At 39.7% G+C, this 22,336-nt stretch carries 24 protein-coding genes; all 24 read right to left on the bottom strand.

Features of this window, described 5'->3' with window-relative positions; all coding sequences use genetic code 11:
* The 24 genes from EV207_RS00815 to EV207_RS00715 all read right to left on the bottom strand — a co-directional run bounded on the left by EV207_RS00815 (position 1) and on the right by EV207_RS00715 (position 22,240).
* Entirely contained in the window at positions 1 to 1,191 is a 1,191-nt protein-coding gene (locus EV207_RS00815; protein WP_132742699.1) for a GH25 family lysozyme, read from the bottom strand.
* Positions 1,192 to 1,201: 10 nt separating this feature from the next.
* Positions 1,202 to 1,429: a hemolysin XhlA family protein gene (locus EV207_RS00810; RefSeq protein WP_243646901.1), complete on the bottom strand. Its 228-nt coding sequence runs from the start codon at positions 1,427 to 1,429 to the stop codon at positions 1,202 to 1,204.
* A gap of 46 nt (positions 1,430 to 1,475) precedes the next feature.
* Positions 1,476 to 1,670, bottom strand: coding sequence for a hypothetical protein (locus EV207_RS00805; protein ID WP_132742698.1), 195 nt, complete (start codon positions 1,668 to 1,670; stop codon positions 1,476 to 1,478).
* Positions 1,671 to 1,672: 2 nt separating this feature from the next.
* Positions 1,673 to 5,455 (bottom strand): phage tail spike protein, encoded by a 3,783-nt coding sequence (locus tag EV207_RS00800; protein ID WP_165886794.1) that lies wholly within the window; start codon positions 5,453 to 5,455, stop codon positions 1,673 to 1,675.
* Between the two features lie 100 nt (positions 5,456 to 5,555).
* Positions 5,556 to 5,747, bottom strand: a complete 192-nt coding sequence (locus EV207_RS00795) for a hypothetical protein (RefSeq protein WP_132742696.1) — start codon at positions 5,745 to 5,747, stop codon at positions 5,556 to 5,558.
* A 343-nt stretch (positions 5,748 to 6,090) separates the two neighbouring features.
* A complete protein-coding gene (locus EV207_RS00790; protein WP_132742695.1) occupies positions 6,091 to 6,744 on the bottom strand; it encodes a hypothetical protein in 654 nt (217 codons plus the stop codon).
* 138 nt (positions 6,745 to 6,882) lie between these two features.
* Positions 6,883 to 7,050: a hypothetical protein gene (locus EV207_RS22895; protein ID WP_165886793.1), complete on the bottom strand. Its 168-nt coding sequence runs from the start codon at positions 7,048 to 7,050 to the stop codon at positions 6,883 to 6,885.
* Positions 7,028 to 7,258 (bottom strand): hypothetical protein, encoded by a 231-nt coding sequence (locus tag EV207_RS00785; RefSeq protein ID WP_132742694.1) that lies wholly within the window; start codon positions 7,256 to 7,258, stop codon positions 7,028 to 7,030. Before EV207_RS00785 ends, EV207_RS22895 begins: the two co-directional genes overlap by 23 nt.
* A 105-nt stretch (positions 7,259 to 7,363) precedes the next feature.
* Positions 7,364 to 7,495, bottom strand: coding sequence for a hypothetical protein (locus EV207_RS23630; RefSeq protein ID WP_279389150.1), 132 nt, complete (start codon positions 7,493 to 7,495; stop codon positions 7,364 to 7,366).
* 275 nt (positions 7,496 to 7,770) lie between these two features.
* Positions 7,771 to 9,246, bottom strand: coding sequence for a hypothetical protein (locus EV207_RS00780; RefSeq protein WP_132742693.1), 1,476 nt, complete (start codon positions 9,244 to 9,246; stop codon positions 7,771 to 7,773).
* Between the two features lie 15 nt (positions 9,247 to 9,261).
* Entirely contained in the window at positions 9,262 to 10,035 is a 774-nt protein-coding gene (locus EV207_RS00775; protein WP_132742692.1) for a distal tail protein Dit, read from the bottom strand.
* The gene (locus tag EV207_RS00770; RefSeq protein ID WP_132742691.1) at positions 10,035 to 14,147 is read right to left on the bottom strand and encodes a phage tail tape measure protein; all 4,113 of its coding nucleotides are present in this window, start codon (positions 14,145 to 14,147) and stop codon (positions 10,035 to 10,037) included. The genes EV207_RS00775 and EV207_RS00770 overlap by 1 nt, the downstream gene beginning before the upstream one ends.
* Before the next feature lie 176 nt (positions 14,148 to 14,323).
* Positions 14,324 to 14,650 carry a phage tail assembly chaperone G gene (gene gpG, locus EV207_RS00765; RefSeq protein ID WP_132742690.1) on the bottom strand — a complete coding sequence of 109 codons (327 nt, stop codon included), beginning with the start codon at positions 14,648 to 14,650 and terminating at the stop codon, positions 14,324 to 14,326.
* A 59-nt stretch (positions 14,651 to 14,709) separates the two neighbouring features.
* On the bottom strand, positions 14,710 to 15,297 hold the full coding sequence (locus tag EV207_RS00760; RefSeq protein WP_132742689.1) for a major tail protein: 588 nt from the start codon (positions 15,295 to 15,297) through the stop codon (positions 14,710 to 14,712).
* 13 nt (positions 15,298 to 15,310) lie between these two features.
* A complete protein-coding gene (gene gp17 / locus EV207_RS00755; RefSeq protein ID WP_132742688.1) occupies positions 15,311 to 15,676 on the bottom strand; it encodes a tail completion protein gp17 in 366 nt (121 codons plus the stop codon).
* A complete protein-coding gene (locus EV207_RS00750) occupies positions 15,673 to 16,059 on the bottom strand; it encodes an HK97-gp10 family putative phage morphogenesis protein (RefSeq protein ID WP_132742687.1) in 387 nt (128 codons plus the stop codon). Before EV207_RS00750 ends, gp17 begins: the two co-directional genes overlap by 4 nt.
* Complete coding sequence (locus tag EV207_RS00745) at positions 16,059 to 16,388, bottom strand: phage head closure protein (RefSeq protein WP_132742686.1); 330 nt, start codon at positions 16,386 to 16,388, stop codon at positions 16,059 to 16,061. The genes EV207_RS00750 and EV207_RS00745 overlap by 1 nt, the downstream gene beginning before the upstream one ends.
* The gene (locus EV207_RS00740; RefSeq protein ID WP_132742685.1) at positions 16,385 to 16,651 is read right to left on the bottom strand and encodes a head-tail connector protein; all 267 of its coding nucleotides are present in this window, start codon (positions 16,649 to 16,651) and stop codon (positions 16,385 to 16,387) included. Before EV207_RS00740 ends, EV207_RS00745 begins: the two co-directional genes overlap by 4 nt.
* 43 nt (positions 16,652 to 16,694) lie before the next feature.
* Positions 16,695 to 17,957: a phage major capsid protein gene (locus tag EV207_RS00735; protein ID WP_243646900.1), complete on the bottom strand. Its 1,263-nt coding sequence runs from the start codon at positions 17,955 to 17,957 to the stop codon at positions 16,695 to 16,697.
* A gap of 48 nt (positions 17,958 to 18,005) precedes the next feature.
* Positions 18,006 to 18,596, bottom strand: coding sequence for an HK97 family phage prohead protease (locus EV207_RS00730; protein WP_132742978.1), 591 nt, complete (start codon positions 18,594 to 18,596; stop codon positions 18,006 to 18,008).
* Positions 18,556 to 19,833: a phage portal protein gene (locus tag EV207_RS00725; RefSeq protein ID WP_132742684.1), complete on the bottom strand. Its 1,278-nt coding sequence runs from the start codon at positions 19,831 to 19,833 to the stop codon at positions 18,556 to 18,558. The genes EV207_RS00730 and EV207_RS00725 overlap by 41 nt, the downstream gene beginning before the upstream one ends.
* Positions 19,834 to 19,837: 4 nt before the next feature.
* Positions 19,838 to 20,020: a DUF1056 family protein gene (locus tag EV207_RS23820; protein WP_424511330.1), complete on the bottom strand. Its 183-nt coding sequence runs from the start codon at positions 20,018 to 20,020 to the stop codon at positions 19,838 to 19,840.
* Between the two features lie 13 nt (positions 20,021 to 20,033).
* Complete coding sequence (locus EV207_RS00720) at positions 20,034 to 21,725, bottom strand: terminase large subunit (protein ID WP_132742683.1); 1,692 nt, start codon at positions 21,723 to 21,725, stop codon at positions 20,034 to 20,036.
* The gene (locus EV207_RS00715) at positions 21,722 to 22,240 is read right to left on the bottom strand and encodes a phage terminase small subunit P27 family (protein ID WP_132742682.1); all 519 of its coding nucleotides are present in this window, start codon (positions 22,238 to 22,240) and stop codon (positions 21,722 to 21,724) included. The genes EV207_RS00720 and EV207_RS00715 overlap by 4 nt, the downstream gene beginning before the upstream one ends.
* Between the last annotated feature and the right edge of the window lie 96 nt (positions 22,241 to 22,336).

Raw genomic sequence — 22,336 nt, 5'->3', positions numbered from 1 at the left:
TCAAACCCTCTTTCCATAATTTTCATTGACATAAGCGCGTTGACCTTTATAAATGACTTCCCACCATCCGGGAACGCTGCCGCTGATTGGCAAGACTGACCCTTTTTTTGCTGTAGATAGATTCTTGGAATGATCCGATGGACGATCACAAATAAACGCCGCACGAGCAACGTTGACAATCTTGATATGACCTTTTACCGGGATGCCTGATACCTTTTTAGATGAATGTTTTGGCTTGCTTTTCTTTTGGTCCCGGATTTCCTCTTTTAATTTTGCGTAGGTATGAGGGCCGGCTTTCCCGTCCACCTCATGCGGCAGATTGATCTTTTGGAACCGGGCAACAGCGTCCTCTGTGTCCTCTCCATAATAACCGTCCACACCATTGTTTTTTGCATGTTTATCCGGGTAAAAATAAAGCTTACACAACATTTGTTGTAATTGCTTGACCGGCTCCCCGTGATCCCCCTCTTTAAGGGTCTGTCCATGCCAATTGCCCGTTACTTCGTGCCATTTGCTCTTTGGCTTTGGTTTTGGCTCTGGTTTTGGCTCTGGTTTAGGTTTTTGTGGTTTTGGATCAGCAGTCTCATGATCTTTATCCCAACACTTCCACTTGCCGCCGGGAATGTTCATGTCAATTGGGGTGATGTCTCCAATGTCACCTTTGCTCGTATTCTGCCATAAAGCAATGTCTTCTAGGTCCATATTTATTGGCCCTATTTTTGAATAACGGGCGTGCCAGTAAGGGTAATCCTTAACCAGCTGCTTATCTATACGGTCCCGGAAAAAGTTGCCGAAGCTATATAGCATAACGGGATGACCTGTCTTTTCCTTAACCCTTTCAAGGAATGCTCTGGCTCCGGCGTTCATTTCCTTGTCGGATTTGCAGTGATTACTCTCAAGATCAAGGACAAAAGGAAGTGTAATCGGCAAACCCCGAGTATTTTTAATAAACCAATCAGCTTCATTTCTGGCGTCTCCCACAGAAATAAACCGGGCGAAATGATAAACGCCCACCTCAATACTTACCGAATGGGCTTGTTTGACGTTATATTCTAATGTTGGGTCAACATAAGCCGATCCATCCTCACTGCCCTCTGTGGCTTTACAGAAAGCAAATGTGACACCGTCCTCCGCCATCCGCAGCCAATTGATTAGACCTTGGTAATGCGATACGTCTATACCCTTAGACATGGTATCCCCCCTATTTTAAAATTGATGGGTCTTTGACTAACAACCCGATGACAGCCAAAATAATCGCGCCTATGATAATCCTTAAAATCCACGTCGTGTTATTTTTGATAGATGAAATATCTTCCTTTATGTCTTGTATGTGGGATTCAGCAACGGCCATCCTGGTTTCCAGGGCAGTTACACGATCACCTAGTTTCTCGTATTGCACGTTGTTGGCCATCTCCTTTTCTTGTGCCATAGTAAGCCCCCTTTCACCCTTTAATCCAAAATAAAAAAAGCCCTTTTTAAGGCTTCGTTGCGTCTACTGCTGGTTCTGATTTGGCTGTTTGTGGCATTTCTGTTTTAGTCATTGACTCTTTAATCTCAGCAATGTCTTTTTCTAACTTACGTATATAAACATCCTTAACAGCATTATCCACCTCCAATTGGCTGATCTTTTGACCCAATGATTGGATAACTTCATTTGCATCAATGTTCATATTTAAGCAGCTCCTTTCAATTCATTAATTTGGTTTTGTAAATCCTTAACTTTTGAAGACAGTTCCTGTACAGCTTTCCAAGACAGGCTATTCATAGCATATTGTTCTACACCATCGCCATCTATTACTTCAATGGGTGTTTCACGACCAATCACTAAACCATGCCGTAGTTTATTTTTTCCAGCATCTAATTCCGAAATGAGGTTATATTCGTATACCTTAGAGGCATCAATGATATCTAATGCACTTACTGTCATTTCTGTAATATTTGTTTTGTATTTTTCCAAAGATCCTGTGGGAAATGAAGAAGCGCGGACAGGAACATATGAACCGGTCGTTCCTGTTACTGTCGCAATAACTTCTGCACCGCTGCTTGGTCGAATATAAACATTTTGTGCCGCACCGATCGGGTTAATATCGACAGCTGTAGTATAAACAGTATTTGTTCTTAAATTGCCGTAGGTAAAACCACCACTACCCCATTTGTCGGAACCGGAATTAGTGATCCTAACCTCATCGGCCGCCGATAAATAGAGGTTAGTGTATCCGGTTATTACACCGTTTGTACGGACAGGACGATAATATATATTATTAGGGTCGTCAGCCATTCCGCGAGAGGTAACGCGTAATTCTAAATCAGTACCAATATATACATTAAGGTTAGGATCAGCCGCTACGAAGGAACCGTAATAACCATTTGCCCGTACATTACGGTAAACCACACTGCTAGGGAAATTGTCAGCATATCCTTTATTGACCATCCTTACTTCATTATTGGCACCAACATAACAATTTTCACTATTAGTAACAAAGCCGTCTGCCCACATTTGTCCACGGGTATCAACTCTTACACCGTTAGCATCTAAAATTAGGTTATGGTCGGGCGCGGTCCGTAGAGCAACATGTCCGTTTTCGGAAGAAATCGTTACACCAGCTGAATCACTATATTCATGGCTGAAAAATTCAATGGCTCCAGATCCATCCGTACCATCAATAGTTGTAGCAATACCAAAATCCGATACGTAAATTGAACGATTCAATGATTCGTTTCTTGCACGGAAATAACCATTTTCAAACTTAAGTTTGATATCGTTATTACTCTCTGTTTTACCGTTCCAAGTCCTTGTAAATTGGCCACGCGATTCTAAGAATGCACCTTGGATTTTTGTGTAGTTTGTTGCGGTACCGCCGGAAACGTTGAATTTATTCGTGTCAATGGTTCCCGCCTTAAGAGCGTTTGTGCTCACTGAATCATTATAAAGAGCACCACCATCAATATAAGTGGTCCCTGGGTATCTCCAACCGTAAATTAAAGCAGTATCACCTGTATTTGGCTTCCATGATGTTTTCTTGGTACCATCTTCAAATTGAAAACCGGTTTGCCATATGGTCCCTGCAAAGTCACACCTGATTGTAATCCTCATTGTTTTTATATTGGTTGCATCAGGAATTGTACTCAAATCAACAGGAAATACAATATCGCCACTATTTACATCGTAAGTTGGATTATCATTAAAATAAGCTTGTTGATCGTACAGTGTTGCAGTATCGTAGGTAACTCTTACATATACTTTGAATGTCCCACTTGTAATACCCCCACTTGTAGAAAAACAAGAAAACATATACTTTTCATATGGAGATGGTGAAGGGGAATCAATGTCTTGGTATACATATCTTGAAGTAGTGTCAGGGTTTTCAATTCGTATATAATTGTTACAAACACTTGATTTCTCAATCCAATTGCCTTCAGTAGGAGGATTTGTAATAATTAATCCCGCACCTGCAACCCAGTGATTCATTCCATCCCTAAAATCACTATTTAAAATATAGTTTCTAGCAACTACGTCGATCACATCAACAGCATTTTGCACATCTTCTGGAGTTGCCTTTTGTGTTGGATCAAATCCATCTGCAAATATTGAATCTGAACCAATAGCTACTTGATTAGCACGAAGGCGGCCAATAATCTTGGCGTTGGTAATCGTTGCATCACCAATCTTAGCGCCGTCAAGATTGGCATTTGGCGCTATCAACTCATCCGTAATAACGGCCTTTTCAATCTGGGCAAATCCAACAGCGGCAGTGCCAATTTTGGCATTTGTAATAGCACCATTCTGAATGGCCGCATTACCCACAGCTAAATTTGCAATTTTTGTTTCTTCTACCGATCCATTAGCAAGTTTTGCGGCATCAACCGATAAATTAGCCAGTATGTCTTTTGTGACTGATCCAAACAGCATGTCATCCGTCATTATCTTTTGAGTTTGTGCTGAGATCTCCGTTGTAAATGCGGACACCGTGCCGTGAGTATTTATTGTGCGAATTCTAAAGTACCACTGTTGGCCTACATCAGCTTTGTGGACGTAACCTCCACCACGCCCCTTCCACACAAGATTTGATTCATCTGGGGTAAACCCTTGGATTTGTGATGCGTAAACCTCGTAGGCAGCGATATAACCGCTTGCGTCATAATCCCACGACACCATAATGTTTTTAAATAATCCATCCACTATAAAGTTTGTAGGAACAGGCGGCACTTTATCAACAAAATTACCATCTTCAGTCGCTTCAGTCATTTTATCCCACACACCGGATCTATCATACAACTTTGATTCAACCTGATCCAGGCGTTCCGAATCCCCAAATAAATTGATAAACTGTCCCATTTCTACTTTGCCTGTATTATCAGGATCGGAGACGCTATATTCGAAAGATATGACCCTTTCTTCAATCTCAATTGGCTTAGCGAAATTTCGATTAATGGCAATGGATGTATCACCGAGACGGACCTTTTCGTGTTCATATCCTGTTAATTCTTCAAGTAGGAAAACGTCTGATTCAAAATTATCAAGTTGCTTTTGTTGCTCTTGAAGAGCATCCCATGTTTTCTTAAGGAGGCCAGCCGGATCTTTTTCTTCTCCATCTTCAAAGATGCCTTTTCGGTGATGTAGGGAACCATCGGTATTAAGATGGCCAAAGGCTTCTAACGCTTCTGGATCACCGACCCATTCCTGCCCAAGTGGCTTATCCACCGGATCACCATTAGCAACCGACCATTCCACATCAGCGAAGTCAATTTTCCTTGTAAATCCACCTGTTTCTTCTATCTCTAAGCTTGATCCACGCCCGTAAAGCGCTGTTTTAGGATAGGATTGGATAGCACGTTTGATTGATAATATATCCTTATCCATTTCCCATATCTTTCCCATATCAGCGCCGCGCCGTGGGAGGATGTCAATATAACGACCAATAATACCTGCCTCATTAATTTCAACACGATCTTGCAGTTCTCCGCCCCAGGTACTGATTATTTCGCTAATAGCATCTTTTACGGTTATATAATAGAAAGAAGTTGATTGTGCTCCTAATTCAGCAACCTTTCCGACTTTCCATCTTGTATCTTCTAAAACCTGACCTAATGCATAAAATGCAGCTTTATTCTGTGGACGTTTGTCTTCCACAATCTCATCGTTTAATTCGAGCATTGAAGGTTCACATGTCGCAAAGATTATCGGTCCATTGTCATCCTCTGAATCCTCAATTTCTCGGATAACGAATAAACGGAAAATATCATCCTTATCATAGAAGCCAACTTGATTTTCAGCAATGACATGCCGTGAATCCTCATGATTCCCCTGGCAGGTAAATGAAAAAGAAGAACCATTATTAAGTTTCTCCTTGAATAAATCGCCCCAAAATGGACATGCTTCTTCAGCTTCATTGGATAGAATCGTAATAAGCTTATCGAATGGATCGAAAATATATAAATCTGATATAGTGGTCACCTCCCTCCTAAAAGGTAAAATAAAAAGAACCCGGAGGTTCCTAAATAGTCAATATATTGGGTATCAATGTTGAACTAAAGATCCCCAGTTAGTTTCACATCTATTCATCTTCTATATAAATACTAACTTCCAAATTGCCATCGTCTGGCACTAATTCACTCGATACTCCTTCAACCATTTCACGAATATATTTAAGACGTTCAGCACATTCCTGGTCACTCATTGTAGTGTAGTCGGCCTTATCTTCGTCACTGACCGGCGAATTAATCATTACTTTTGTAACTAATTTCAATTATGCTCCCCCTCCCATCTTAGGGATCCCCAGTTAGTTCAAGATGGACACAAGTAAATATATTACATAAATTAACAATATCCATAAAGGAATTGAAAATATCAATCCAATCATACATCCTTTAGAAAAGTTATTGTTTTCCAAATAACCACCTCTATAAAAAGTGTAAAGGACTTAATAAAACATAACATGAGTAGATTGAATTAATTATTGATTTAGTATATAGCCTAAAATTGTATTAGCTATGTCCCTGTGTCCTTTATTATTCGGATGGACGATTTCTCCACTCTCAAAATAACCCTTTGCAAGAGCATCCTCATACGTCCCCCATTTCTTATTGATATCAATCAAAGCCACATTTTTTTTCGATAGCTAGTTCGTAAAGTGAGTTAGAATACCACTTTTGATCTAGTTGTTTCTGGACACCCCTTATACCGTTGTTAAGTAATATAACTTTACCGCTGAGTAAACCTTTATCAATAAGCTGACCGATGTATGATTTATAACTGGAAAGGGAGGTTTGCCTGTCATAATCGTTTGCCACTAGAGCGATAATTGACAGTTTTGGGTTTTCTTTAAATTCATTATCGACTGTATATGCGATATCGTAAGCCATCTTGCTAAACCATGAACCATTGTCCAGTCGTACCCCGGTATTTCCTGATATCGGTATAGCGCCAAATAGGTACAAATTACCTGTTGTGCCTACTGTTAATAAAAGTGTATGACTACCATTAGTCAGTCCAGTAATGGTAAAAGAACCAGTTCCCGAAGCACCATTAGAATCATATTCCGTGGCTGTACCGCCATCTATGGATGCTGAAAATTTTCCTGCAAGTCCACCCTTTTGATATAACACTTTTACCCCTGTGCCTATAAAGGTTAACGATATAGTCGCCCCCGAGCCGCCCTGCCTACCGTAGTTACTATCCTGCCAAGTTCCTGTTTCCGTCCAAACTTTCGTAGGAACTGAATCTTTTCGCCGCCAAGAAGTCATCAAACCTACGCCGGCATTACCGTATTTTGATTGGAGGACATCACGGATAATTGCTCCAAAGCTGTCTGCTAAATAATTTGCGCTGTTAGCACCCTCACCGATTGAGTCGCCGTATAACCCTATATTAAAGATCCCCCGTTAGTTCAATATCGAGCCTTTCATCAACTCATTAATCAAATTTTCTTTTTCAACATTTTCATTTAAAAGTTTGGCAATTGTTTCACTTTGACTTTTGATGACTTGACCTTGTTGTTCCACAAGATCAGCTAATTCAAAATAAGTTTTAGATTGGCAGTTCTCCTCCAAATTCATCACCTTCTGTAATCTCTAGTTGATGTATTTCTACTCCGACAAAGATAACATCTCCTTTATCGAGGGGCGTAGCTTGTGTAATATACTGCGTCAATTGGTCAAAATCAGCCGGGATTTCGGCATATTCAACTGGCTTATAGCCATTAAGTTGACGGGAGCTCAATAACAAATCCCCGTTCTTGATAATTCCGTAGCTTTGCATTCGTGCTCACCACCTTCTTAGCCAAACCTATACTAGCAATTGGCTTAATGTATTTATGATAAAAATAAAAACTATTGCTTCGTTTAATCCAACCCCAATATGATATTAACGCGGCAGAATCCTTTTCATTGAGATATCCTTTCTTGCGATAATTGGTTCTAATTGAAGCATTAGTGACCAATGAATAATCTTCAATGATGTCATCTCTTTCTTATTAGCCTCAAGGTCTTTCGACAAACACTACTAAACCCTGCTCTTTGTGGCGAATTTTTACCAAGCGGTATGGACTATAGAATGCAATGTAATTTTAATAAATCAAATAAGAGTCTGCCTGCCATAATTCACGTTCCGATTCCCTGAAGAATTATTCAAATTCCATAACGAAATTCCGGCATTAGAGCCATTGTTCCAGTTACCACCAACGTGGGCAAGCGCGCATCCTATAACCCTGTTTTTATATTTTAAAATACAAAACCCTTGAAGACCTTGGGTGACTTCGTCCACCAAACCCCCTAAAGAGCCTTTTTAAGAAGCCGCCCGCCAAAATTCACGTACCGATACCCTGAAGAAGAAGACAGAGCCCATAACGAAAGACCGGCATAAGAGCCATTGTACCAGGATCCACCAACGAGGGCAACGCATTGCCCGGTGTTTTGATAATAGTAATCGCTATAGTACGTGGATGAACTTCCTCCGACTTTATTCGGGAGGTTAGCGAATGGTAATTTAGAGTAAAATCCCATATCCATCGGATATCCGTTTTCGGAAGCATTTACGTATCCTAATTTTTCATGAGGTGATGTAAACACATTACTTGTGTAATCTTCTGCATTTTTAGCAACCCAAGCTTGTCTAGCATCGATATTTATCCCGTCTACCCACTTATAGACATTACCCCATATGTTTTCGACCCCTCTGTAGGAACAAGGGTATTTACCATCTGTATTAGATCCAATGCTACCGCTTGCTGCTAAGATATTTTTAGAGAATCCTGTAATCCACCCGGTATTATAAAGGTAATTTCCTACAGCGATATTAACTGGATCGCCATCGAACAAAATTGCTTTATTATTAGTGTCATAATTTTCTATAGCTGTTATCGTCCGTCCATAAAAGACTTGATTGCCGCCTTGAGATGTCCCAACACTAATTACCTGTCCTATTCGATATTGATCAGCTGTCGCGTTTGCCACAATAATTCGATTAACATTTGTTTCTGCAACAGTAGCCAATTCGGAATCAGTATATCGACCTGCGGTGAACCCTTGCATAATCGATTGAGAGTTTAGTGTGGCAAACTCAATATGGAATAAAACAGCCAACAAATCTTGAACGTGAACATCGTGCTGCTGATAACCTTTTAATCCAATTGCGTTATTTGCTTTTGCGTAATCTCGAAACTCGACAATGTTTTTATTTATTAATGGGTATTTGTTTGGCTTGGATTCTAGTTTGTTGTCGTCCGAAAGACTAGCTTCGTGTTTACCGACCAATATATAGTCAAGCTCTTTATTATTCTCGAAATCCCAAAAACACCATGGAAGATAAAATCCGGGATGTTTAGTTTTCGATAATTTTTCAAGAAGAAAGTCTTTTCCAATGTGTTTACGGATGTACACCTTAGGAATTTTTATGAAGACATTTCCGTACTCGTCCTCGACTTCTTCAATCTCTCCCCAAATCGGAGCGTTGTCGAAGTCGTTTTTGACTAGTTGCCCATCGACACCCGCGTTTGCTACCATGTCAACCGCGGCATCTGTACGTGTCATGGTAGGGTCGGAACCCTTATTCCAATACGCTCCGTAAATGAGTTTATCTTGAGGATTACTCCCCGTTAGTTTCATACTACCTGGGTTAGAATCAGTAAATAACGGCGTAACCCCATCTGCCCCCACAGGCTTTGATGGCATGTGAAATGTAGTTCCATCTTCATTTTCCACACCCGCATATTTTATCTCTTCATCATCTCTGGGTAAATTAACAGGCATATGATATACCTCCCTTTATAGCCATCTCGGGCTATATGTTATTTTTGTTTCTGCAACACTAACTTGATCAATGGTAAAGTTGTTATTGCCGGGCTGCAGATTAAACCACCGGCTACCGGACCAATCAAATATAGTTCGGTTGACTGCGCCATTTACTGATATTTTCCTTTTTGAAACATCAATTTCTAAGATGTCCGAAGCACTGAAATTATAAATAACCCGGATATATTTCCCGCTTTCTTGATGCGTAATTTTATATTCGGTTGCTGCCCCGGAAAAAGTCACTGTGAATTTCGGTTGTGCATCCACAGGAGATAAGTTCATTGCATATGGTGATGACTGCGACGCGAACAGGGTAACAAGCGAATTGTTTTGGTCCAGTGTTTGGGTTATTTTTTCACCATAGGCATACGGTTTAGGACAAATCAAGGTGAGTTGTCCCTGCCCGGCCTTAGCGATATTATCGAGCCTTTTAATACTCTGTTCGGATAAAACGGCGTAATACTTTTTATCAGGCTCATTATCATCAACCAACTCGCCTTCACCAAGATCCGGCCGCAACCATTCCGCTAATGCACGAAACCTAGAAAGATAATCTGATAAGTTGTTTGCGACAAACCCAATTTCCAAAGGAATAGGACGCATACCATATTTGGACTTAATAAAATAAGCCCCATCCCTATTAGGTACACCTTGTGTAATTAAACTAAAATCAGGCAGCAGGGAAGGATTGGTTTTTACGGCAAGGCCAAACGCATCTGAATGGTTTCCACGATAGGTAATACCCATTATGCCAACCTCCCTTTAAATGACCGTCTGTTATGGTTCTTGTGCCTCTCTTGTTCCACAGTTATAGGCTTTGCCATTACCCTAGCAATCCTATCTTTATCCAAGTGTAGATCTACAAGAACATATTCAGGCGCATATGAATGTTGATCGTTGACTCCCAACCGTCTATTAGTATCCTCTAATAAACGTGTTGCTCGCTCTCTTTTATTTAAAGAGAGAGGGATAATAGCCTCTGGACCGTTTTCAGCAACCCAGGCAAGTTGTTTGCGGTTGACGATGCCGCCGTTTTCATAACCGAGATAACCGCCGCCACGAGCCATGTTGTGAATACCGGGATGATTCCAGATAGAGCCGTAACGGTCTATGATATAACGAATAGCAGCAACACCACTAGCGATAGGATTAGTGATGCCTCCAAGCCCTGGTATTTTATATGCATTAAATGTGGAAGGTATGGTTTGGAATAATCCCTGTGAGGGATGTCCTGCTCTGGCGTTAGAATCCCACAGGTTTATGGCATTAGGGTTACCGCCAGATTCCTTCATAGCAATTGTGATAAGAGGTTTAAACCATGATGAAGGTGTTCCTGTGATAGCCATAGCCTTAGCAATCCACGACTTGACGCTTCCACTTACATTACCACCGAATGACATAAAACCAGATATCTTATCCTTTATCCAATCCAATCCCCAATCTTTTACTTTAGTAATTGCGCCTTTTGCTAGAGATGAGAATTCGCCAGGGAGATTAAAACCTATACCGAATTTACTCAGTGAATTCTTTAATAATGTGGCCGGTCCTTTAATTAACCAATCAAACCATTTTCCCACACCCCCCGCATAACCGAAAAGTTTTCCAGACATGATTTTTTCAGTGTCTTTGTTTGGTAAAACCGACGATCCGCGAGGTAAATTTAATAATTGTTGTCCTTGTGTACCAACCATCGTCATGCCAAAACCAGGAATGTGAGCCATTTCTCGGCCCTTTTCACCCACAATTGCTGGGCCGCCGGGATGAAAATCTGTTCCTTTAGCATAATGATCCGCTGAGTTTAAGCTGCCATGTGCCCTTGGTTTGGGATTTGGTTTTTTTCTTTTACTTCTTTTTATACCAAATAAATCTTTTAACCAATCAAGCCAACCAGATATTTTGTTTGTAAACTGATCCCATTTCGATAGGATGTCGCCGGTCTCCCAATTAACCTGATCAATATGCCCTTTGGCTTGTTTTTTCGCTTCGCTGACAACTTTTTTGTGCATATTTTCAGCATTTTTCTTGGTCTTATTGTAAGTATCGTTTGCTGCCTTTACGATTTTGTCATGTTGTTCTTTGGATATACTGCCAGTTTCGTAATACTCATAGTCTGCAGCTTTAATAACCTTTTGACGCTTCTTCTCGGCATCAGCAATAGTTTTGTCTTTTGTCTTCTTGGAATTCTTTACAACTGTCGCTGCTTGCCGTGCAGATAAAATACTTGCTTGTGAGCTAAGCTGTGTATAGATAGCACGTTGCTCTTGATAAGATTTTGACAGGGTTTTGACGGCTCTCATTTTCATATCTGATTGCCAAAAATTAACGTCGTCACGAGTCTGTTTAGTAATTTTGGTTATTTGCTTTTTCTCATCGTTTTTGATCTTTGCTATTTTATCTTTTTCAGATTGATATAAATCGCGATGCTCCTTTGATGCTTTTTTCTTTATCGCATTTATGTCATCTTCAGCTTTTTGTGATACCTTTTTTTGCTGTGAAGATCCCTGTTTTAATATATCAGCAATCTTCTTTTGATCATTTTTAGTTTCTTGTTGGTTAATTTTATGGGATTTTTTTATGTTATTTAAAATGTCTTGTTGGTTTTTACTGGAAAATGACTTATTACTATTCATAAACCCTTTTAAAACATTTGAATCTCTCTCGAAATTTTTCTGATCTGCAGAAATGATTTTTTTACCCATTTGATCAAAAGTTTTTGTCAAAGAAGCTGCAGTATTTTTGCTGATTCGTTTCCCGGAAATTTCAAGGGCCATTAACTGTTGTGTTGCCTTATCATTCAATTTCAAATATGACTTTACCGATTTTTGTGTGGATGCAGAAACTTCTTTGCCGAATTGGTTAACGCTAGGGATAGCCTTTTCTTTAAAATGTTTATAAAGCTTAACCCCACCTTTTATAAGTAAAGGAATGCCTACGGAAGCCAACAAGCCAATTGGACCACCAAGAGCTGACAGGCCAAAACGGGCGACACCAAGAATCTTGCCAAATTTACCAAACTTACTAACAGCACCAAGGACCTTTCCGCCTAATCCTGCTACTTTACCGCCGCTTTTCCCAATTGCTCCCCCAAATATTTTAGAGAGTAACCCAGCTTTTTTTGTTGTTTTTCCGAGAGCAGAAACACCTTTTTCAGCCTTTGCAGCACCTCCGCCGAATCCACTTGCTACGATTCCGGCTGCTTTTGCAGATCTGTTGAACTTGCCAAATTTAGTAGTAATAAAAGCTAGTCCGCCAGACAAACCGCTGACCACACGTAACATAGAACCTAGGGTAAAAGTAAGAGGGCCAATGACAGCAACAGCCGCACCTAAACCAATAACCCATTCTTTTTGTTTTGGAGTAAGTTTCTCTAAAAAACTATTGAAAGTTTCTACACTATCCGACAAAACGGGAAGAAATTTAGATCCAATTTTAAGTAATTGAGTGCCAACGGGAACTAAAGCTTTTTGAAACTTACGCCATTCCTGCTGAAGTTTTGCCGCATCATTATTCTTAAGGGATTTGTTGAGCTTATCAGTAGCTCCTGTTACTTTGCCTATGCTGTCTTTAGATGCATCCATGGAAAGAATAACTTTTTCTTTTACGTCTTCCCACTGAGTGCCAAATAGCGCTACACCAGCCTGTTGTTGTTTGACATGATCTTTCATATTTGCCAAACCTGCAATAGTTGCAGCAAAAGCCCTCTGAGCAGATTCCCCACCTTTTCCGAAAGCTTCACTCATTTTTTTGGTGTTAAGCCCGATTGCCTTAAAACCTTCATTAGTGGTTTTTGATCCGTCCACAACACGAACGCCTAATTCTTTTACTGCGTCCCCAACTTTATCGAGATTAAAAGCACCGTTTTGAGCACCTTGAATAAGGATATTAAGCATACCTTTTGCCGAAAATCCCATACTAGCAAATTGCGGACTATATTCCCGAAGTGTATCTAAAAGTTCCCCTGAAAAATCGCCGCCTTTTTGGAATCCTACTGTCATAAGGTCGAAAGCATCTGTGCCGCTCAGTTTAAAATTCTTCATCAAAACCGACGCGGTCCGTGTTGATTCGTTGACATCAGCTTCAAAAGCTTCATTGAGTCCTAAAGCCCCTGTGGTAACTTTCTTTAAATCTTGATCATTTATATCTTGGATATTACGTTTTACCGTGGTGAGCGTATTTCTAACTTGTTCTGTGGTATCACCAAATCCTTGCTTCCACACTCTGGAGACGATGCCGTTTAATTTCTTAGCTTCGGACCCTGTAACCCCTAATTGAGCTTGAATGGTTCCCTGTGACCGTTGAAAGTCACTAGCAGCTTTAAGCGCTCCCAAACCTACACCAGCAATAGGAAGAGTGATAGACTGGGTCATATTCCTTCCAACATCTTTAAACCGCGTACCAGCAACACTCATTTTTTCTTGAAATGCGCCGATCCGTTCAGTCGCTATGTTCCATCGGTTAGAATTTTTCTTTATTTGTTCATTGTTGGCCCTTATTTGACCATTAACATCATCTAATTGGGATTTAAGGCGATTATAAGAGCCTATGGTATTGTTTAACTTCGTTCCAACTCTTAGAGTAGCATCAGCATTTTTCCCCTGAGTCTGAACAAGTTTATCGTATTGTTCCCTGAGTTGTTTTGCCTTTTCGCCTTGGAGCTGCAATTGCCTTTCTAAGGAGGCGGCCTTGGTATTCATTTCATCTGTGGACTTACCAAAAGACTTCATGCCGCCTGACGCAGCCTTTAATTCAGATTTCGCTAATTTCATTTGGGAATTAATATTTTTAATTCCTTTATCGAATCCAGCGCCTTCTATACCGACTTTTACTATCAAATTTCCGATTTCTTCATTGTTAGCCAATACCTCACCTCCTTAGAAAACACGATCAATAGGCACGACTTTTGTATGGGCCGGTTCTTCATTTTCCAATTCAAAAAAGAAATGAATATCCATTGCGTCGATTTCCGGCAATTTATATCCATTTTTCATTAATTCCCGATATTTGGTTTTTATTTTTTCATATAGTTCGGAATAACTTACTCGTACGCCGCCGCTTGTCTCTCCAAAAAATCCGCTACCTCTTCTTCACTTGGCATTCCTAAAATTTCCTGAGCGACAATTCGATTAATTTGCTTAATAAAATTTCCATTCGCTGCGTTAACACCGTTAGTATAATCCTCAGATGTAAATTGGTTGCCGAATACTTCACAAACAAAATCGACATATTTATCAATTAGTTTTAAGTCCAAGCCCTTTTTTTCTTCTTCTTTGCTTAATTCAAGCGCTTTTCTGAAATAATAACCGGATACAAAGTGTTGGGCGAATTTTTTATCCTTACCATCTATTTTTAAAGTAATTTCCATCAATTAATCTCCTTTAAATTAGTTTTGTGCAAAAAGAGTGGGGAGGGGTACCCCCACTTTTAGACCCCACTGGGAGTTGGCGCGTAAACCTTTGTGTACCACGCATCGGCAATTGTCGAAGTGAATCCAGTCGCTTCTTCATCGCCAACAGCTTTAAAGTTTTTATCAAACTGCCTTCTGATAAAGTTTCCTGACATCGTCGGCTCTTGGAATTCTGTTTTATCTTCTTTAGTCTTCCAATCGTCATCCGGAATTCCAAAACGTCCTTTGTAAAGCCACACGAAGCGTCGTTTACCATTTTCTTTTGTACCCTCGAACCCAAGCGCAACATAAGGCGCTACAACATCCTGATTAAACTCAATGACACCTTCACTGTTTAATGTTTGACCTAACAGGTCAGCTTGTATTGAAAGCGGAATATCAGTAACACCAATTTCTACTTGTGTTTCACCAATTTGCGACGCTACAGCTACCGGACCATCATCCGCATATTGCGTGGCCGAATCCGATGCTGTTGTCACTTTTGCTGACTTAGCTGGCGCTAGTTTTTTTGGCGTTTCATAAACAACACCTGTGTCATCATCAGATGTTAATTTGGCATAGTAAAGATTTTTCATACCGACAATACTTGAGTAAACTTCAGCCATTTATTAAAACCTCCTAAATCATCTTTGTTGTTCTAAAACGCATAATTTTTCTAACCGATAAAACCTCTGTATCCCAAGTTGGGACACTATAGTAGCGAGAGAAACCTAGTGACTTCATGATTCTCTCAATCTCGTTTGCAATTTCATTATGCTTGCCGCTTTTATCCCACATATCGATTTGATAACTGATTGCACTTGAGACCTCATTGTCATCAGCGAAATTATCATTGTAATTATTGATCTCAGCTATACGGATAAAAGGAGGATCCACCCCTTGCGGGATAACAAATTGCCAGGTTTTGTTCTTACCTTCAGTCAAATTTAAAAGCACCGGATCCTCTCCAAGCGCTTTAAGTACGTCTATTGAAATATCAATCATAATTTCAACCCTGCTTTGATGGTGTTTTTAATCGCTTCATTGACTTCTTTTTTGGACACAACAGCGGCACGATCCATAAAATCATCAGGTTCCATGTTAACCGTACCTTCAACTAAAAACTTAGCACGCCAGGCGACTTCCTTATTAGGACCTATCTGTACATGTTTAATACCATCTTTATTACTGATCCCGCTGACAACGATATTGTCTCTAATGTGTGGATGATCAATATCTGAATAGGCTACTTCCTGCCGCATCGATTCAGCAAGTGGTTCAGCGCCTGCCTTAATCGCTTTATTTTCCACACGAACGGCCTTTTTACCAAGCTGAGATAATCGTTTCTGCAATTCGGCCATACCCTCTAATTCAAACCCATCAGCCATTAGATCACCTCTTTACACATGACACGCATATAACGTTTATTGTCATAGTCAGGTAAAATGGAGTCAATATTAAACTTTCTTTCTTTTTCATTTCCCAATAAAAAAAGATCAAGAGAGGACTCTAAATCTTTTTTATACCGAATTGTAAATTTCACCGTATTTTCAGCTTGCACAGCAGCAGCCGCAAAATATTCTTTTCCGCTAACAGCTTCCATTGCAGACCAGCAAGTATAAACGGTTTCGCCACCTTCTGTTGGAAGTCTTGTAACAGGATCAGTACCGGCTTGTGTTCTGAAAGCGACCCTATACTTTAATTTACCGGGATTCAAGTGGCATCAACTCCACAGTATTTGAGCTGCATAATTATGGATTCAAGACTGAATATTAAAGCCTTAGCTTGCCCCACAGGTTCTCGTCTATCATACCAATGGCTAACTAGCATTTTCTTAGCGCCATCATATAATTCCTGTTGAGTAGCAGCCGCTCCCGCATTCGAAAGGTACTGATCAGCCATTGTCATCATTACTGTTATTTCATTATCATCATCAGCACCATCCACACGGAGATAATGCTTCATTTCATCAAGAGTCATTTAATTCACTCTCCTTCAAGGAGGGAGGGGAGTTTTACCCCTCTTAAGCCAATGCGATTTGTCCATAAATAGCAGCAGCAGTATCCCATCCCTTAACATCCTCACGTTCAATCGCGCGAATTTTAGTTTGGTTAGTCTCAAATGCACCGGCGCCGATATTTGTGGAAAGAATAGAATATTGTTGTCGGTCAAACATAACAACGGCTTCTTTAAGGTCGCCAACAATGATTGGAGCCCAATCTTCTGCTACACTATCTCCGGTAATATCGCTGTTTCCATTTGCGAAATATGTGTTCGAAAGAACGACAACAGGCTTACCAAACAATAGTTTGCGAGTTAATGAAGTAGGATCAGGCTGCATAAGATAACGTCCTTGGCCATCCTTCTGCTCATCAAGGAAATTAAATCCGCTTTGGTTTGTAATAATGGCAGCACCTTGAGCAATCATAGGATCAATGTCCAAGTTAAGTGATTGCTTAACTGCATCTAAACCATCAAAAGTCTTCTTAGTTAGTCCATCAAGTTTTGCCAAAATCAAGCTGTTACGAGTAACAATTGACTTTTTAGCAATCCAACGAGCGATGTAATTAGTAAGGTTTTGATCAGTATCAGACAAAAGTGTATTTGATACTGGTAGAATACCGGCATAGTCTTTAATCGCATAAGTCATGTTTTGGAATTTTGGACCATTAATTTCAGCAATAGTAGCCAGTTCAGCAACATTTGCAAAAGGCGTCATAGTAGCCAGTTTTTCAAGAACACGAGAACCGGAACGAGTTGATACTGGTTCTACGCGAACATAATTTTCAAGCGAATCAACTTCACGCTTGAATTCATTAATTTTTGTTGTAATATCCTGTGGAATAATTAAGCCACCATCGGCATCATTGGCACCACTCATTGCTCGGAATTCATCTGATTCTAGCAGCGAGTGTTGCTCTGATGATAAACGTTTACCGCGAAGGGAGGTTAGAAAAGCACTACGATATTCCGCCTGTTTTTCTTCTATAGTTCGTTTTTCTTCATCTTCACCTTTACCAGTATTAATCATAGGAACCTGCTGCCGCTGTTCTGGTTCATTTTTTAAACCCTCTTCCATTGACCGCAGTTCAATATGAGCATCCAATTTTTCACGAAGTTCCTTTGCCTTATCACGGGTTGCACGGGCTTCTTCCATTTTCCCTTCACCAGTTAATTTTTTTGCTTCTTCAATCTTTGCACTTAAAGACTGACGCAATTCACGTTCCACAGGATCCTGCGACGCGAAATATTGAATGTTTAGCCTAAACGGTAAATAATTTTCCAATGAAAATCCCTCACTTTATTTGTTATTTGGCAATAAAAAAAAGACCAATTAAATATTTAAAAGGTCCAATTCCATTAGTAATTTTTCTTTTTCCAATTTCCTTTGTTCTTTCGGAACGACACCAAGATCTTCAAGACTTCGCTTTGCTACTTTGCTATCTGGGTATGCCGGGAATGGTGTTGGAGAGACTTCTCTTAAGTCCACATCTAAAAGGGTCCGCTCATAGATATCCTCATCTTTAATGTACTGCCATGAATCAGACCTAACATTAAAACCAAAAGATACGCCGTCCACATCGCCTCGACTGATAGATTCATAGGCATCCTTACCCCATGAATTATTAGGTAAGTCAATTTCAAACCGAAGCCCGGCAGAATCTTCTTCAAGCCGTAAGGTTTTATTATTGTTGGATCCTAAAACATAATCCATTCGGTGATTCCACAAAGCCTTTATTGTATTTTCTTCTAGGCTTTTGGCGAAGGCGCCTTTTGCAACCCTTTCATAAAATTCCCCCCAAATAAGACCGCTTCTCTGATCCCATTTGACAACATATCCGCCAATGGACATCGTGCCATCATCTTGTGTCCTTACATCTAATTTAGGAACTGTTAGATACCTTATTTCCTTGTCCGTTATCATCACCCCCTTTGCCACCTTTAGCAGCTATAATAGATTCTAATTGATCGACCGGCGCAAAACTCATATTAATAAAATGCTTGTCACCGTCTACTCCGATACCATCACGATCCTCTAATTCACGTATTTCATTGATTGAGTAGATACCGGCGTATAACATTTCTTTGTAATAATCTGCCCGGCTTTTGCTATCGCCGCGAAGCTCGCTAGTAACATTAAATTTTGTGTAAAACTGTTTTTGTTCTTTATCAGTAAACAATTTAAAATTGTTTTCCTGCTCCCAATTCGTAATAATGGGCTGTAGAGTATTTTTCACATAATCCAATGACTGCTGTTCAATATTACTAAATGTCGCGCGGTCAAGCTGTCCCAATTTGTGTGGGGGAATCTTATAAAGTTTGGCAATCTCTAAAATCCCGAATTTCTGAGTTTCTATAAATTCCGCATCTTTTAATGGCATTCCTAAATCTTGATATTCTAGTCCGCCATCTAAAATAGCGATCTTATGAGAATTGTCTAACCCGCTATTAGCCTTTTGCCATTCTTCACGAACTTTGTCCTTAGCTGGCGACTTTAAAGGTTGTGGGACTTTCAAAATACCCTTGGTGGTTGTCCCATTTGCATAAAAGGAACCAATAAATTTTTTTGAAACTTGTTGATTGGCAATTTCTTCACGAAGCACTGAAATAGGTGTAATACCTTTTAATCCGGATTTGCTTATGCCCTTATAATGCAGAACGTCGTACCAAGGTATTTTCCTAACATCGTTACCTGGAACCGTGGTAACATACCAAACTTGATTAGTATTGGTATCCACAAGAACATCGGTTAATGACGGATCCAAGGGCCATAAGGCAACGGGATAACCATCGGGACCCCAATCGATATAAGCGTAACCATTGCCCCACACAGCGGCATGGACTTCCATTAATTCTTTAAAAGTGTAGGCGCTCATGTATGGATTCGGGCGTGTACCTAATAGCTTCGCAACGGGATGTTTTGTGTCCTTTTGAACGCCATTCCGCGTCTTTTTAAAAACTTGAATAGGTAACTTTCCGATATCGCCACCAAGAATAGATGCGCAGGTAAAAACGTTGCTATTCATTAATGCGTTATCACCATTTATACTGATGCCGCTGGAAGTGGGGGTCCCTCCTATGCTGTCCACAAACCATTGCTGCGGATTGGTTACGTCTGTAGGATTCAATTCTCTTTTCTCAAATAAATTTCTTAATAACAATTAATCACCTCCTTTTTGACGAAGGTTTTCGGCTTAAAAGCAATCCTACTAAAATCAAAACAATACCAATAGAGTAGATTCCCGCTGTTTCACTCCACATAAATGTTGCCTTTACGATAAAAACAAATCCGACAAAAACAAAAAGATCCTCAACAAAAAGAGCGAGAATCCTTAATATTATTGGCATTTTTTCTTTTGTGTTAGAAAGAAAATTCTTCAGAAAGGATGTGATCATTTAAATTCACCTCCGGTACAGCAACCCGGGCGCGAGCGAAACCGTTAATAACTGCAGCAATAGGGTCAATTCTGTTTTTTGATTTTGATTTACTAATCATAATATTTTCCTGATCATCTATCTTAAGTACAGCGTTATTTATGGCCCATCTAAGAAGAGGATCCTTTTCATGTGTAATATTTTTTTGGAATACCTCTGTTCTAAACGACTTTGTCGGCTCTGATAATTGTCTAATAGCCTGTGGAATTTCCACTGGAAGAAAACCTTCATTCTCTAAATTTTGAGCAAGATGGGACGCGTTCCATTTATCATATGGGACCTCTACGATGTAAAATCCTTCACTCCTGAGATTGATGATATATGATTCAATATAGTTGTAATCCACGACGGATCCAGGCGTCAACGTAAGATAACCCTGGTCAGCCCACAGATCATACCTGACTTTATCCGTTCGCATTCGCTCTTTAAATTTTTCTTCAGGCATGAATGAGTGTTGCCTTATGTGATATTTACCATCACCAAGATTAAAAACCATTCCAATACTTGTTAAGTCTGTGGTTTGCGATAAGTCAAGACCGGGGAAAAGCATAAATTCTTTCACATCCGGCGCCTCATCTACACCACATTCATCCCATTTACTCATCGGCATATAGCCGTTTTCCTTCATATCAACCCATATATCCATATTTTTAGTAAGAAATGATCGCATTTTTTCAGGAACTTCTAATGCTATTTTTAATTCTGATTTAATTGATTCGATGCCTTCGGGATAAGTTGCTACAATTGGATTGGCTTTTATCCAGTTCGATTCGTTTTTAATGTCATCATCTTTATCAAGCTCACAAATCATTACGAAATAATCATCATTTTCAACTTCGGAATCTGGATCTAGTATATTACTAACATATTCATATTCTCGAAAGCATGGTCTAGACAAATCAAATCCCGCTGTTGTAATAATAAACATTAAAGGTTCTTTCCTGGCTACCATTCCTGATACAAGAACATCGTAAATTTCGCTAGTTTCATGGGCGTGATATTCGTCCACAATTCCAACAGAAGGGTTTTTACCATCGCCTGTTTTTCTTGCTTCTTTTGAAAGCGGAATGATAACAGAATGATTCCTTAAAATTTCAATCTTTCCGTATGCTTCTTTCCATTTACCTTCTAGTAATTCGCTTGATTGAATCCCAGTTCTCACAGCTTCATAAACTTCTGACGACTGGTCTCGGGTCCATCCCGCTATAAATGCACGTTGTTTTTCTTCTCCAAGAAAATTGATATACGCACTAACAATGGCTAGGAATTGCGATTTGGCATTCTTACGAGCGACTTGATCATAAATTTTTCTAAATCGCCTGGCATTATTATGTCGCTTTTTAAAGCAAAAAATATTGACCGCTTTAAATAATTGATAATCAGTTAACTCGACGGGTTCGCCTGCTAATACACCCTCAACATGTTTAAACTCTCGTGCAAACCAATAAAAGTCTTCCGCAACTTCTTCGTCAAAATAAAAAGGACTGTCATCTTTTTGACAATCCTCAAAATCCTTTATAAAGCGTTTAACCGCCCATATATGTTTTTTACATGCATTTATCTTGCCGTTTAATATGTCGTCGCAATAGCTGAATACGCGTTCAAGAACCCAATTCACAAGCGGCCACCAAAGCGCCTTTCAGCTTCACTTTTCGGTTTTTCATATTCCGTTTTCGGAATAACCAATTTTAAACGAGATGTAATCGTTAAGCCTAAATCACCGGCAGCAGAACGGCACTCATTGAATAATAAGTTTTTTGTACGCATTAGTTTTGGATAATCATCGTTGGCTATAGTTATTTTCGTACCATCCTCTTGATGGGCTTCAATTGTCGGCTTTACCTTTTTAATATTTTTGATTAGCTGAATATATTGATCTCGTGAATCAATATAACGCGCCAGACTATCAACGTCCAAATTACTAAAAATGTTAAGCCGCAATAATTCCTTGGCTATTTCTTCAAACTCTCTTTTTTGAACTTTAGTCAAATATTTAGGAGGAGCTATGTTGTCGGTAAATCCATTCATCGCATCTTCTTGTTTTTTCCGCTTGGAAATCTCATCTTTTGTAAGATGATGGGACTTACCTTTTCCCTGAATAACAGCCAATGGTTGTTTATTTCTTCCAGGCATCGATTACACCTCCTTTAAAAATATTTCAAAAACGGATTTTTGTGTGTACTTGAGGGGCATGCGGTCTTTTAGGAAGGGATTACCAGCGATTTACTC

The sequence above is a fragment of the Scopulibacillus darangshiensis genome, assembly GCF_004341035.1.
GTDB lineage: Bacteria > Bacillota > Bacilli > Bacillales > Sporolactobacillaceae > Scopulibacillus > Scopulibacillus darangshiensis.
Note: the sequence above shows the minus strand (reverse complement) of the source record. Positions and strands in the feature narration are given on the sequence as shown.